This window comes from Xanthobacter cornucopiae (assembly GCF_043195065.2).
Taxonomy (GTDB): Bacteria; Pseudomonadota; Alphaproteobacteria; order Rhizobiales; family Xanthobacteraceae; genus Xanthobacter.
This window is the reverse complement of sequence record NZ_CM195531.1, coordinates 4,472,916-4,486,204: the sequence shown is the minus strand read 5'-3', so window position 1 is coordinate 4,486,204 and position 13,289 is coordinate 4,472,916. Positions and strand designations below refer to the sequence as shown.

General features: G+C 67.7%; 12 protein-coding genes. 5 read left to right on the top strand and 7 right to left on the bottom strand.

The annotated features are described in order from the left end of the window. Nucleotide 1: 1 nt before the first annotated feature. Together nifV and V5F53_RS19765 are read right to left on the bottom strand one after the other, a co-directional pair. Nucleotides 2–1,249 (bottom strand): homocitrate synthase, encoded by a 1,248-nt coding sequence (gene nifV, locus V5F53_RS19770; protein WP_393997430.1) that lies wholly within the window; start codon nucleotides 1,247–1,249, stop codon nucleotides 2–4. Nucleotides 1,250–1,363: 114 nt separating this feature from the next. Continuing rightward, nucleotides 1,364–1,666 carry a HesB/IscA family protein gene (locus V5F53_RS19765; RefSeq protein WP_393997431.1) on the bottom strand — a complete coding sequence of 101 codons (303 nt, stop codon included), beginning with the start codon at nucleotides 1,664–1,666 and terminating at the stop codon, nucleotides 1,364–1,366. 398 nt (nucleotides 1,667–2,064) lie between these two features. Between V5F53_RS19765 and V5F53_RS19760 the strand changes: the two genes are divergently transcribed. Next, nucleotides 2,065–2,928 carry a calcium-binding protein gene (locus tag V5F53_RS19760; RefSeq protein WP_393997432.1) on the top strand — a complete coding sequence of 288 codons (864 nt, stop codon included), beginning with the start codon at nucleotides 2,065–2,067 and terminating at the stop codon, nucleotides 2,926–2,928. Nucleotides 2,929–3,415: 487 nt separating this feature from the next. Here V5F53_RS19760 and modD read toward each other — a convergent pair whose 3' ends face one another. From modD to V5F53_RS19735, 5 genes are all read right to left on the bottom strand, one after another. Next, nucleotides 3,416–4,258, bottom strand: coding sequence for a ModD protein (gene modD / locus V5F53_RS19755; RefSeq protein ID WP_393997540.1), 843 nt, complete (start codon nucleotides 4,256–4,258; stop codon nucleotides 3,416–3,418). Nucleotides 4,259–4,553: 295 nt separating this feature from the next. Next, nucleotides 4,554–5,360: an ankyrin repeat domain-containing protein gene (locus V5F53_RS19750; RefSeq protein WP_393997433.1), complete on the bottom strand. Its 807-nt coding sequence runs from the start codon at nucleotides 5,358–5,360 to the stop codon at nucleotides 4,554–4,556. Between the two features lie 10 nt (nucleotides 5,361–5,370). Continuing rightward, nucleotides 5,371–7,014, bottom strand: coding sequence for a SagB/ThcOx family dehydrogenase (locus V5F53_RS19745; RefSeq protein WP_393997434.1), 1,644 nt, complete (start codon nucleotides 7,012–7,014; stop codon nucleotides 5,371–5,373). Next, nucleotides 7,011–7,448, bottom strand: a complete 438-nt coding sequence (locus V5F53_RS19740; RefSeq protein WP_393997435.1) for an ArsC/Spx/MgsR family protein — start codon at nucleotides 7,446–7,448, stop codon at nucleotides 7,011–7,013. The genes V5F53_RS19745 and V5F53_RS19740 overlap by 4 nt, the downstream gene beginning before the upstream one ends. Nucleotides 7,449–7,561: 113 nt before the next feature. Beyond that, the gene (locus tag V5F53_RS19735) at nucleotides 7,562–7,996 is read right to left on the bottom strand and encodes a response regulator (protein WP_393997436.1); all 435 of its coding nucleotides are present in this window, start codon (nucleotides 7,994–7,996) and stop codon (nucleotides 7,562–7,564) included. Between the two features lie 448 nt (nucleotides 7,997–8,444). Between V5F53_RS19735 and nifH the strand changes: the two genes are divergently transcribed. The 4 genes from nifH to V5F53_RS19715 all read left to right on the top strand — a co-directional run bounded on the left by nifH (nucleotide 8,445) and on the right by V5F53_RS19715 (nucleotide 13,273). Then, nucleotides 8,445–9,323, top strand: a complete 879-nt coding sequence (gene nifH, locus V5F53_RS19730) for a nitrogenase iron protein (protein ID WP_393997437.1) — start codon at nucleotides 8,445–8,447, stop codon at nucleotides 9,321–9,323. 633 nt (nucleotides 9,324–9,956) lie between these two features. Next, entirely contained in the window at nucleotides 9,957–10,805 is an 849-nt protein-coding gene (locus V5F53_RS19725) for an electron transfer flavoprotein subunit beta/FixA family protein (RefSeq protein ID WP_393997438.1), read from the top strand. Nucleotides 10,806–10,845: 40 nt separating this feature from the next. Then, nucleotides 10,846–11,955: an electron transfer flavoprotein subunit alpha/FixB family protein gene (locus tag V5F53_RS19720; RefSeq protein WP_393997439.1), complete on the top strand. Its 1,110-nt coding sequence runs from the start codon at nucleotides 10,846–10,848 to the stop codon at nucleotides 11,953–11,955. Nucleotides 11,956–11,965: 10 nt separating this feature from the next. Beyond that, nucleotides 11,966–13,273, top strand: coding sequence for an FAD-dependent oxidoreductase (locus V5F53_RS19715; RefSeq protein ID WP_393997440.1), 1,308 nt, complete (start codon nucleotides 11,966–11,968; stop codon nucleotides 13,271–13,273). Nucleotides 13,274–13,289: the final 16 nt, after the last annotated feature.

Here is a 13,289-nt window from a genome sequence, read left to right as displayed (position 1 = left end):
GTCAGGCTCCCATCACGGCCACATGGCGACGGCGCAGCGCCTCGTCGGTGAAGCTTTCCTCGTAGAACCGCCGCAACACCTCCGCGGACACGTTCTGCTTGGTGCGGGTGGCATACTCGCGCACCCGGTCCAGAATGGTGCGCCCGCGCGCCTCGTCCGCGTTCAGCCCCTGCTCCGACAGCGCATGGGTCACCGCCGCCAGGCCCGAATGCTTGCCCAGCACCAGGATGTGACGCCGACCCAGCAGGTCCGGGTTGAGGGCCTCGTAGGTGGCGCGGTCCTTCAGCAGCCCGGAGACATGGATGCCGGATTCGTGGGTGAACACATCGTCGCCGACGATGGCCTTGGTGCGCGGCATGGGCCGGCCCGCCGCGTCCATCACCCGCTGTGCCAGCGGCCGCAGCGCCCGCGGGTCGATGCCGGTCTCCGCCCGCGCGGTCTGCCGCAGGGCGATCGCCACCTCCTCCAGCGCCGCATTGCCGGCGCGCTCGCCAAGGCCCGTGACCGTCACCGACACATGCCGCGCGCCGCCGGTCACCGCCGCCAGCGTGTTGGCGGTGGCAAGACCGAGGTCGTCATGGGCATGAAACTCGATCTCCAGATCGGTGGCATTGGCCACCCGGCGCACCAGCGCATAAGTGGAGAAGGGATCGAGCACGCCCAGCGTGTCCGCGAGACGCAGTCGGAACGCGCCAACATCCCGCGCCGCCTCGGCCACCTGGCACAGGAAATCGGGATCGGCCCGCGAGGCATCCTCGCAGCCCACCGCCACCGTGAAGCCGATCTTGCGGGCAAGGCCCACCACATGGCGCAAGGCGCCCAGCGCCCATTCCCGATCACGGCCGAGCTTGCCTTGAAGCTGCCGGTCCGACACCGGAATGGACAGGTTGACCGCGGTCACGCCCGCCGCCACCGCCGCGAACAGGTCCTGCTCGCCCATGCGGCACCACGCCACCACCCGCATGGGCAGCTTCAGGGACGCGATGGAACGCAGGGTCTCGATTTCCTCGTCGCCCATGGCGGGCGTGCCGGCCTCGATCTCCGGCACGCCGGCGGCCGCCAGCGCCTCGGCGATCTCGATCTTCTCCCGGCGCGAGAAGGCGACGCCCGGCGCCTGCTCCCCGTCGCGCAGGGTGGTGTCATTGAGGAAGACGGTGCGCGCGGGCTTGGCGCGCGCGGCCGCCCCCGCCCCGTCCGGGGCAGCGCGCCCCGATCGTCCGGAAACCGCCGAGGGTGACTTCGCGAGCATGGGGGTCCCTTCCAATCTACCAGGCGAGTGGCGTTGAAAAGCACCGGCAAGGGTGCGTTGGTACGAACAACGTCAAACGGAAACGCGTGTGGCCGGGCACCGGCATGGCGGGCCTCACCCGAGGAGGCCGCGATGCGGCAGGTCGGCTTCGATCACGAAGCCGCTGCCGGCACGGGAGGTCACGAAATCAATGCGCAGGCCGTCGGCGAACCGTTGCGAGCGGTCATCCAGGAACAGCTTCAGCCCGCCCTGCTCGATCACCACGTCGTCGGCGCGGGCGACATCGAGGTGCATCATCACCCGCAGCGTGTCGCGCGCGCCCTCGCCCGCCACCAGCCGCAGCCCGTCAGCGGCGCGGACAGCCTGCGACAGGGCCGCCTTCACCGCCTCCACCGCGCTGCTCGTGAGAGAGATCATGACCCGATCCGCCTGCTTGCGCGCCAGGGGCGCCGCCGTTGAGATGGAGGCCACCGGAGCGGCCACCGATCTGTCCCGCTCCTCCAAGCAAGCCGCGGACCAACTTCATATCCACCTGTATCTTCAAAGGAAAAGCGATATTCCCGCGTGTCGCAAAGGTGACAGCTCCCCACCCCCGGAACATCTTCGGCGGGTTCGCGACAGGATGCGCCGGTTTTGGAAGACAGGTGGTTTGGCCCCGCGAGACAGAAGGTTTGAACCGGGATTTAGCCAATCCTCACGGAACCTCACGAAACCGGATAATGCCGGACTTCGCCGGATTTGGCTGTTTGATCCCAGGCCTTGATTGCATGCAACCTGGGCGATAGGTTCCGCACCGATGTTCAGGGAGAGGCGAAATGGCTTATTACGTGTCGAGGGCGCAGGCGTTTGAGATGCTCGATGACTTTTTCACCGTCAGGCGGGATGGCACTGCCGGCGACGATGTTCTGAAGGGCTCTGCTTTTTCTGATTACCAGAATGTCCTGATCGGACACGCAGGAAATGATACCTACATCATAAGTTACTCAGGCTCGGATAGCGTCCCTGGCATTATAGAGTATCACGGCGGCGGTGTGGACACAGTTCAGACTGATATGAGATTTTATTCTCTCCCTGAGGATGTTGAGAACCTAAAATACATTGGTGGAGATGGGTTTGTCGGCGGTGGAAATAAGCTGGACAATGTCCTGACGGGTGGCGATGGCAAGGACTGGCTGAATGGCTTTGGAGGAAATGACACGATCATTGGCGGAGGTGGGGACGATCTTCTGGTGGGCAGACTTGGGAACGACACGCTCGCCGGAGGCGCGGGAAACGATACCTTGGGAGGCGAGAAGGGTAATGATGTCCTTATCGGCGGGTCCGGAAACGACCGCTTGATCGGCGGGCTGGGGCGTGATGCCCTGGCGGGCGGCTCCGGTGCCGACACGTTTGTCTATGAGGACGTGAGCGAGTCCAGGCGCGGGGCTTACGACACCATCTCCGGCTTCTCGGTGCGGCAGGGCGACACCATCGACCTGTCCGCTGTCGATGCCAATGCCGGAAGCGCATCCGATGATGCTTTCGTGTTCATCGGCGCGTCGGCCTTCTCGGGCACAGCCGGTGAGCTTCGCTTCAAGAACGGCCTGCTGCTGGGCGACACCGATGGCGACAGGGTGGCTGACCTCACCATCAAGCTCGATGGGCTGTCCAAGCTCGATGCGGGCAGCATCATCCTGTAGGACACGATCCGACGCGAGGAAGAGCCCCGGCTGATGGGTTGGGGCTGGGGTTGTGGTGTTTAGCCCCCCACTTGAAGGCGCGGCTCCCAGCGCGTTTCGAGTGCGTGGTTTAAACCATCTGTCCGGAACGGGCGGAAAACGTCATTTAAATCAATGGTCGTGGTCGGACACTTGGAGCAAACCATCTGTCCCCTTACAGCCGGGCCGTCGTGGCATCGAGGCGCGTGCGGATCGACGCCGGCGGCCCCCGGCTGTGCATGCGGCGGGCGCCTCAGGGAGAGGGGGAGGAGGCCTGCCGGGGCAAGCGCGGCCGCCGGCGACGGCGACCTTCACCAGAGCTGCCGGTACGACGGCGCCGGCGATGCGGTCCGCCCGCCAGTCCCCCGGTGCAGCGGCCGGATGAAGACCGATGCCCGCGCACCCCTGGCCGGGGCACGCGCGGGCCACCAGCATCGCGCCCGGCGGGATGCCGCCGCCGGCGCGGACATCAGAGCGGCGCGATGACCACCTTCACGTCCGCCGGCTTCGCCCAATAGGGCGCCGACGTCACCAGGATATGCGCGCCGGCCGCGGCATAGGCCGCCGCGTTCTGCAGGTTGACGCCGCCGGCCGCCGCCACCAGCGCCGGCGAGCCGGCCGCGGCGAGCGCGGCCACCACGGCACCGATGCCCTCCGGCGTCATCTTCTCGCACTGGAACACATCGGGTGCCGCCGGCAGCAGGGCGAGGGCCTCGTCGAGGGTCTTCACCTCCACCACCACTTTCTTTTCGGGGCTCGCCCGCCGCAGCGCGGCGATGCGGGCCACCGCGTCGTCGAGAAACTCACGATGCTCGGGAAAGACCAGCAGGGTTTCCGACAAGCCGAGCCGGTGCGGAAAGGCGCCGCCGGCGCGAATGGCGGCGATCATCTGCGCCTTGGCGCCGGGCAGGGTCTTGCGCGTGGTCACCACCGCCACGTCGGGAGAGACCGCCCGCGCCGCCGCCACCAGATCCGCCGTCAGCGTGGCGATGCCGGAGAGATACTCGACCAGGGTCTGCGCCACCTTCCAGGCCGTGAACACCCCGCCCGCGTCCCCCTGGGCGGAGAGGATGGCGCCGCCCGCCGGCACCCGGGCGCCGGAGGACACCAGCCGCTCGGCCTCCACCCCCACCTTGCGGAACAGCGCCTCCGCCACCTCGATACCGCACACGGTGGCCGCGCCGCGCATGGACATGCTCAGCCGCGCCCCGTCACCGGCGATGCCGATGGCCTGCGTGGTGAGATCGCCATAAGGCGCGTCCTCCCCCAGCAGCGCATCGAGCATGGCCTCGGTCCACCACTTCATCATCATCGGCTCCCGGAAGATGGCCACGCAGATGGCCGAGAAGATGGGCACGGCTCACCGGGCCCGGGCAGCCACCGGCGCCCCAGCAGTTTGCCGAGTGAACGCGCCGAGCGAGCGCGCCGAGTGAACGCCCGTACGGCCCCCGCGGGCTCCGGCTCCCCCCAATGGATCGAACACCCGGCCTGGACACGATCCCCGGGCCCCGCGCCGGCATCGGCGCCGATCCTCGGCCCACGCGCAGCGGCCCGTGGCGACACCATAGGCCGGGCACGCGGCTGCTGCGCCCCGGCCTCTGCCCGGGTCAGAGCGGAGCGACCGCCTGCGCGGCCTTGGCCGCCTTGGTGGCCTTCATCAGCAGCACCAGGCAATCGCGGGTGGCGGCCAGATCGAGGGCGGAGAAGCCGTCGAGGGTCGAGGGCAGCGGATCGGCACCCAGGTCGAGCAGCCGGGCCACCACGTCGGCCTTCCCGGCAGAGGAGGCATACATCAGCGCGGTGGCGCCGTTGTCGTTGCGGTTGTCGATGGTGATGCCGGCGGCCACCAGGGTGGAGATGACGTCGAGATGGTTGCCCACGCAGGCCAGCCACAGCGCCGTATTGCCGTCGGCATTGCGGGTGTCGAGCGCCGCGCCGTGGGCGATGAGCTGCGCGATAATGCCGCCGAGCCCCTCGCGCGCCGCCTTCATCAGCGGCGTCATGCCATTCTCCACCGTGGCATTGACGCCATCGGCGGGAAAGCCGAGGCCGGTGAGCCAGCCGGCCAGGGTCAGCTCGGGGGTCGAGGCGGGCAGGTTCGCCCGCTCCCAGCTCTGCCACGCCTCATAGCCGCCATCGAGGCTGTACACCTCCTTGAAGCCGAAGTCGGACAGGGTCTGCGCGAACTCGCGGCTGGCATGGCCGTGGTAGCAGTAGATCAGCAGCGGCGCGGTCTTCGGGGTCCGCACGATCAGTTCGCCCAGGCCCGAGAAGGTGACATTGCGCGCGCCCTCCATGTGGGAGACGCCGTAGGCACCGGCATCCCGCACATCCAGGGTCACGGTGCGGGCATCCTTCAAGATCACGTCCGCTTCCTGGACACCGATGCAGCGGAAGGGGGTACGCTCGGCCATGCGTGGCTCCTCAAGCCTTTCTGCCCGGATAGGCCGGGGACGAGACGATGCGGGCGTCCGTCATCGGGCGCCCCACGGTGAAATGATACATGGACTGGAAGTCCCGGCCATCCAGACCGAGCAGGCGATGAAAGTCATCGTCGAAATAGCAGCCGATGCCGGTGCCGCGCAGCCCGGCCGCCTCCGCCTCCAGGTACAGCGCCTGGCCGATCAGCCCGGCTTCCCAGAACAGCTGGCGGTAGCGCCACGCCCCCTCGGCCAGCGCCGCCTCGAAGGTGGCCAGCAGGCCGAGCGCGAAGCAGCTGTCGCCGGCGATGGCCTGGTGACAGCTGAGCGTGCGGGCGATGCCGCGGCTGTCGGTGCGGGCCAGCCGGCGCAACGGCAGATGCGCCGGGCAGCCGTCGGGCGTCACCCATTCGAAGTCGTCGCGCAGCGCCGCGCGCAAACGCTCCCCGGCCTCCGGCTGGCGCGGCAAGGCATAAAGGCCGCTCTCCACGCCCTCCACCTTGTGCACGAACAGGACCGGATGCAGCGACGGCGCCAGCGTCCACAGGTCGAACGGCACCGCCCGGCGGGGCAGCAGCGCGTCGAGCAGGGACCAGAAGGTGTCGCGCGGCATGTGATACTTGGCGTCGAACCGCTGGGCGCTGCGCCGGCCGAGGATCACATCCGCCGCCCGCGCCGTCGCCGTTCCCACCCGGGCCGGATAGGACGGGGCCGGACCGGAGGGGGCCGGCGCGCCGGTCCCGGCGCCCGCCCGCGGGGTGAAGCGGGTGGCCCGGGCCACCTCGTCGATCACCGGCCAGCGATACATGGGGTGACGGTCCAGCAGGTTCGCGACACCGGTCCAGCCGGCCGCGTCCAGCGCCGGCACCGCGCCATCCAGCGCCGATGCCGGCGCTTCCGGATCGACGTCGATGGCGATCAGAACCTCCGGTTCCTCGCGCTCCGCACCGGTGAAATCCTGCCCCCGGTCAAGCCCCAGGAGCGAGGCCAGGGCGGCGCTGTCGAGGCCGTCCACCAGCCGCGCCCGCCAGCCCAGCGCCGCCGCGGCGTAGCGAAAGGCACCGAGCGCGTGGCCGACATCCAGCTGGCAATAACGGAACGCCCGCTCGCCATACTTCCACGCCTCCCGCCACTGGATGGACGACAGGCCGATCCACAGCCGCCCCGCGGCGGGGCGCTCCGGCTCGGCGCCGGCGCAGCGCAGTTCCAGCACATGGTCGCGGCTCACATAATGATGCAGGCCGCTCGCCAGCGCCGGCACATTGTGGGCGAGGACATAAGTCTCGGTGGGATGCAGGTTGCCGCTGGACGGGTTGGCGCGCACCGCCCACCGGTCGGGGCCGAACTCCTTCCAGGCGGTCAGGCCCACGGACAGCTCCAGCAGCGTCGCCACCGCGGCCAGCGTCAGCGGCGCCGGCGGATCGAGCCGCGGCATGTGCAGGTCGCCGAAGCGCGTCTCCACCTGATCGGCGAGCAGCGGCAGCGGCGTGCGCGCGGTGCCGGCGAACACCCGAAATGGATCGGGCTGCGCGTCCCAGTCCAGGGTCTCGGGACCGGCGGCATAGCCCTTCAGGCTGTGCTTGGTGCGGTCGTGGTAGGCGATGGCCGCTTCCACCGGGGTCGCGGCCGGGGCCGCCGCGACGTTCACGACTGCGCCGCCGGCGTGGCGGCGGCCGGTTCCGGGCAGGACGGCCCGCCAGCCGGCCGGGAGCAGCCCTCCGGCGGCACCACGCCCTCGCCCAGCAGCGACAGCACCGGCTCGCGGTCGAAGCCGGCGCAGCGCGCGCCCTCCACCTCCACCAGCGGGCGGCGGATCAGGATCGGCTGTTCCACCATCAGCGCCAGCGCCACTTCCGGCGCCATCGCCGCCGGATCGACCGCCCCCGCCTTCACCGCCGGCGCCGCCGGGTTGAACCAGCTCGCCACCGGCGTGGCGCCGAAGAACGACCGCAGCCGCTCCACCGTCCACGGCTCCGCCAGCAGGCTGCGCACCTCCAGCTCGTGCCCGGCCTTGGCCAGCATCAGCTTCTGCCGCGCATTGGTGCCGCAGCCGGGCTTTTCGTAAAAGACGACGCTCGCCACCCTTGACCCCTGTTCCTCGGCCCGGAGCATTGTTCGCGCGCCAGCCGGCGTCACTCGCTCCAGGACATCCAGTTGCCGAACGTCCGCGACCGCGCCCGGTCGCGGACCGCGCCTCACTTCAGGATCGAGAGCTGGACCAGCGGCGCCGCGCCGCCCCGGCCGAGCACTGTATCCACCTTCTTGCGCACGCCTTCCAGGGTCAGCGGCTTCACCACGGCACCGGCGGCGCCGGCCTTCATGCCGCCCACCGCCACCGCCTCGTCCGCCTTGTCGCAGACGATGAGGATGCGCACGTTGGGGAACTTGCCCTTCATCTCGGCGATAATGTCGTTGCCCCGGCTCTTCAGGTAGGACACCCCGAGCAGCACCACATGCGGCATCAGCCAGCCGGTGCCCTTCTCATAGGCTTCCTCGGGCGTCGCCAGCTCATGGGTCTCGATCTCGTCGTGCAGCATGAACTGCAGCGCCGCACGGGTGATCTCGTCCTCGTCCACGACGAAGACGCGCCGCTGGTCGACCGCCTTGGAAGTTTCAACGCCGATCTGCATGTCGCTCCTCGCTCAAATCCTTAAGACGCCGCGCCGGGCCCCGCCGCCTGGGCGGAGCTGCGATTCCCCTCAAGCAATTTTCATTCCGCCTGACCACGGCGAAAGACCTGCCGCCCGTCCGCGCCACCCATGACCCCACGTTGTTTCGATTGCGACAGCGTCGCGTGTCGCTGTCGGGTTCGACACAGCGTTGCGGCATCAGGCCTTGCGGGGCTGATTTGATATAAATCAAGGCTTTTCCGCCCCTCTGCGCAGTTGGCACGCTGGTTGCTCCTCCCATGGCGCAACGGCGAGTGAGGGCTGAGTGCACGCCTAGGCCAAGATGCCAGCGATGCGCTCCTTCCCGTAACCCGCGGGGCGTTTCCGACGAAATTCTGGATGACGAGAGAAACGGCCTCGCGCCACGCGCGCGCTGGTCTTCTGAAAAATAGGTTCGAAGGAGAGCAAGATGTCGCTGCGACAGATCGCGTTTTACGGCAAGGGTGGTATCGGCAAGTCGACCACCTCCCAGAACACCCTGGCCGCCCTGGCGGAGATGGGCCAGAAGATCCTCATCGTGGGCTGCGACCCCAAGGCCGACTCGACCCGCCTGATCCTGCATGCCAAGGCCCAGGACACCATCCTGTCGCTGGCCGCCAACGCCGGCTCGGTGGAAGACCTCGAGCTCGAGGACGTGATGAAGGTCGGCTTCCGCGACATCCGCTGCGTGGAGTCCGGTGGTCCGGAGCCGGGCGTGGGCTGCGCCGGCCGCGGCGTGATCACCTCCATCAACTTCCTTGAGGAGAACGGCGCCTACGAGGGCATCGATTACGTGTCCTACGACGTGCTCGGCGACGTGGTGTGCGGCGGCTTCGCCATGCCCATCCGCGAGAACAAGGCGCAGGAAATCTACATCGTCATGTCCGGCGAGATGATGGCCATGTACGCCGGCAACAACATCTCCAAGGGCATCCTGAAGTATGCGAACTCCGGCGGCGTGCGCCTGGGCGGCCTGGTGTGCAACGAGCGCCAGACCGACAAGGAGCTGGAGCTGGCGGAGAGCCTGGCCAAGAAGCTCGGCACCCAGCTGATCTACTTCGTGCCGCGCGACAACATCGTGCAGCACGCCGAGCTGCGCCGCATGACCGTGATCGAGTATGCGCCCGACAGCGCCCAGGCCCAGCACTACCGGAACCTGGCGACCAAGGTGCACGCCAATGCCGGCAACGGCATCATCCCGACCCCGATCACCATGGACGAGCTCGAAGACCTGCTCATGGAGCATGGCATCATGAAGGCCGTCGACGAGAGCCAGGTCGGCAAGACCGCCGCCGAGCTCACCGCCTGAGGCGGATAGAAAAACCCCAGGCGGAGGCCTTGAAACCTTCGCCAGGGGCCCTGTTTCCACCGGCCAAGGCTTTTTCACAGCTCACCTTTTCAGGCGGCCGGAGCATTCTTAAGTTTATCTGCATTTGTTTCGACTTTTCGTGACACCCCCCATTCTTCGCTGGTCCCCCGCCGCACGGCGGGGGACACTTTTTAGCGAAGCTGATCCGCCTCCTCCTCCAACCTGATCGAACCAGGTCCGGGATGGTTCTGCGGACGTGTCAGAAATCCTTCACACATACAGCTTCCCGGCCGGCATCGCCGCCCCGAATTCTTTGGCCAGCCATGCTGAAGCCCGCATGGCGCCTCTGGCCGGACCGACGCTCCGCCCCGTGGCCCTCATCTACCGGGCACGGTCGGACCAAGGCCAGCCCTCCTCGTCACCGCCGCGAACCGTCCGACAGGGCACCTGCGAACCTGTCGCGTTCCCGACATGCAGCGGTGCGCTGCGCGTGGCCGCGAATGGGCGCGCCTTCGAAGATGCCTATCAGCTCATTGTTTTATTTCCAGAATTCGAGCCCGGGCGGTGTTGGTACGCTGCTTGCTAGTCAATGTCCGGAGCCACGGTGCAAGGTGAAGGGCTCGGAGCAAACTCATGCACATCGTCGTCTGCATCAAACAAGTCCCGGACTCGGCGCAGATCCGTGTCCACCCCGTCACGAACACGATCATGCGGCAGGGCGTGCCGACTATCATCAACCCGTATGATCTGTTCGCCCTCGAGGAGGCCATGCGCCTGCGCGACAAGTTCGGCGGCGAAGTGACCGTGCTCACCATGGGCCCCCCCTCGGCTGAGGACAGCCTGCGCAAGGCCCTCACCTTCGGCGCCGACCGCGCGGTGCTCCTCACCGACCGCTTCTTCGCCGGCTCCGACACGCTGGCCACGTCGTTCGCCCTGGCCACCGCCATCAAGAAGATCAGCGACACCTGGGGCGCGCCGGACCTGGTCTTCACCGGCAAGCAGACCATCGACGGCGACACCGCCCAGGTCGGCCCCGGCATCGCCAAGCGCCTCGGCCTGATGCAGGTCACCTATGCCGCCAAGGTCACCGAGTATGATGCCGCCGAGCGCAGCGTGACCATCGAGCGCCGCGCCGAAGGCGGCACCCAGGTGCTGAAGAGCCAGCTGCCGTGCCTCGTCGCCATGCTGGAAGGCACCAACGAGATCCGTCGCGGCACCATGGCCGACGCCCTGCGCGGCGCCCGTTCCCAGATCATCAAGTGGAACGCCAAGGAAGCCGGCGTGGAGGATCTCTCCAAGTGCGGCCTCAAGGGCTCGCCCACCATCGTGAAGCGCGTGTTCGCGCCCAGCCCGCGCGCCGAGAAGGCCAAGATCATCGAGATTCCCGAGGGCGGCTCCCTCTCCGAGGCGCTGATCGACGAGATCTTCACCCGCCAGCCCAACATCGAAGCCGATCTCACCGCGCTCGCGCGCGGGTTCTGAGGTCTCCGGACCACACGAGGCATCAAAGAAAGCAACACCCATGAGTGAGCCGAAAAAGACCCCCGCTCCCGCCGCCGGCGGACGCGCATCCACCAAGAAGGAGCTGCCGGAGCACTTCAAGGCGTACAAGCACGTCTGGGTGTTCGTGGAGCAGGAACGCGGCCAGGTCCATCCCGTCTCCTGGGAGCTGATGGGCGCCGGGCGCGTGCTCGCCGACAAGCTCGGGGTGGAGCTCGCCGCCGTGGTGCTCGGCCCCGAGGGCGAGACGGTCCGCAACGCGGTCGCCGAATCCTTCTGCTACGGCGCCGACCTCGCCTATGTGGTGGCCGACCCGGTCCTCACCGACTATCGCAACGAAGCCTACACGGCGGCGATGACCACCCTGGTCAACACCTACAAGCCGGAAATCCTGCTGCTGGGCGCCACCACCCTCGGCCGCGACCTCGCCGGCGCCGTCGCCACGACCCTTCTGACCGGCCTCACCGCCGACTCCACCGAGCTCGACGTGGACGCCGACGGCTCGCTGGCGGCGACCCGCCCGACCTTCGGCGGCTCGCTCCTGTGCACCATCTACACCCTCAACTTCCGCCCGCAGATGGCCACCGTGCGCCCGCGCGTGATGCCCATGCCGGAGCGGGTCGAGAAGCCCATCGGCAAGGTGATCGAGCACCCGCTCGGCGTGGTCGAGAGCGACATCGTCACCAAGGTGCTGAACTTCATCCCGGACCGCGAATCCAACAAGTCCAACCTCGCCTATGCGGACGTGGTAGTGGCGGGCGGCCTCGGCCTCGGCTCGCCGGAGAACTTCCAGCTGGTGCGCCAGCTGGCCCAGGCCATCGGCGCCGAATACGGCTGCTCGCGCCCCCTGGTGCAGAAGGGCTGGGTCACCTCCGACCGGCAGATCGGCCAGACCGGCAAGACCATCCGGCCGCGGCTCTACATCGCCGCCGGCATCTCCGGCGCCATCCAGCATCGCGTCGGCGTCGAGGGCGCTGACCTGATCGTCGCCATCAACACCGACAAGAACGCCCCCATCTTCGACTTCGCGCATGTGGGCATCGTCACCGACGCCATCCGGTTCCTGCCGGCGCTCACCGAAGCGTTCCGCAAGCGCTTGTCCGCCCATTCCCGCGACAAGCTGGCCAGCTGAGGATACTCCAATGATCGACGAAAAATTCGACGCGATCGTGGTTGGCGCCGGCATGGCCGGCAACGCCGCCGCCTATACGCTTGCCAAGCGCGGCCTGAAGGTGCTGCAACTGGAGCGCGGCGAGTATTCGGGCTCCAAGAACGTGCAGGGCGCCATCCTGTACGCCGAGATGCTTGAGAAGATCATCCCGGACTTCCGCGAGGACGCGCCGCTTGAGCGCCACCTCATCGAGCAGCGGTTCTGGATGATGGGCGACACCTCCCATGTGGGGCTGCACTATCGTTCGGAAGACTTCAACGAAGAGAAGCCGAACCGCTACACCATCATTCGCGCCCAGTTCGACAAGTGGTTCTCCTCCAAGGTGCGCGAGGCCGGGGCCCTGGTGGTGTGCGAGACCACCGTCACCGAGCTGGTGCAGGATGCCTATGGCAAGGTGATCGGCGTCAAGACCGATCGCGGCGGCGGCCAGATCCATGCCGACGTGGTGGTGCTGGCGGAGGGCGTCTCCGGCCTGCTCGGCACCCGCGCCGGCCTGCGCAAGATTCCCAAGCCCACCGAGGTGGCGCTGGCGGTGAAGGAAATGCACTTCCTGCCGCAGGAAGTGATCGAGGAGCGCTTCAACCTGAAGGGCGACGAGGGCGCGGTGATCGAGGCCGCCGGCACCATCTCCAAGGGGATGACCGGCATGGGCTTCATCTACACCAACCGCGAGTGCATCTCGCTCGGCATCGGCTGCCTGGTGTCCGACTTCGAGAAGGGCGGGGAATCCCCCTACACCCTGCTGGAGAAGTTCAAGAAGCATCCTTCCGTGGCGCCCCTGATCGAGGGTTCCGAGGTGAAGGAATACGCCGCCCATCTCATTCCCGAAGGCGGCTACAAAGCGATCCCGCAGCTGTTCGGCGACGGCTGGGTGGTGGTGGGCGACGCCGCCCAGCTCAACAACGCCATCCATCGCGAGGGCTCCAACCTCGCCATGACCTCCGGGCGCATCGCGGCGGAGGCCATCTTCCAGGTCAAGTCCCGCAAGGACCCCATGACGTCGGCGAACCTTGCGCTGTACAAGAAGATGCTTGAGGATACGTTCGTCATCAAGGACCTCAAGAAGTATAAGGACATGCCGCAGCTGCTGCACGTCCAGTCGCAGAACTTCTTCCTCACCTATCCGCAGCTCGTCAACAAGGCGATGGCGAACTTCGTGCGCGTCGATGGCACGCCGAAGAAGGAGAAGCAGAAGCTCACCATGAAGTCGTTCACCTCGGCGCGGTCGTGGGCGGGCCTGTTCGGCGACGCCTTCAAGCTCGCCCGGGCGTGGCGTTGAATCTGGGCTGATCGGT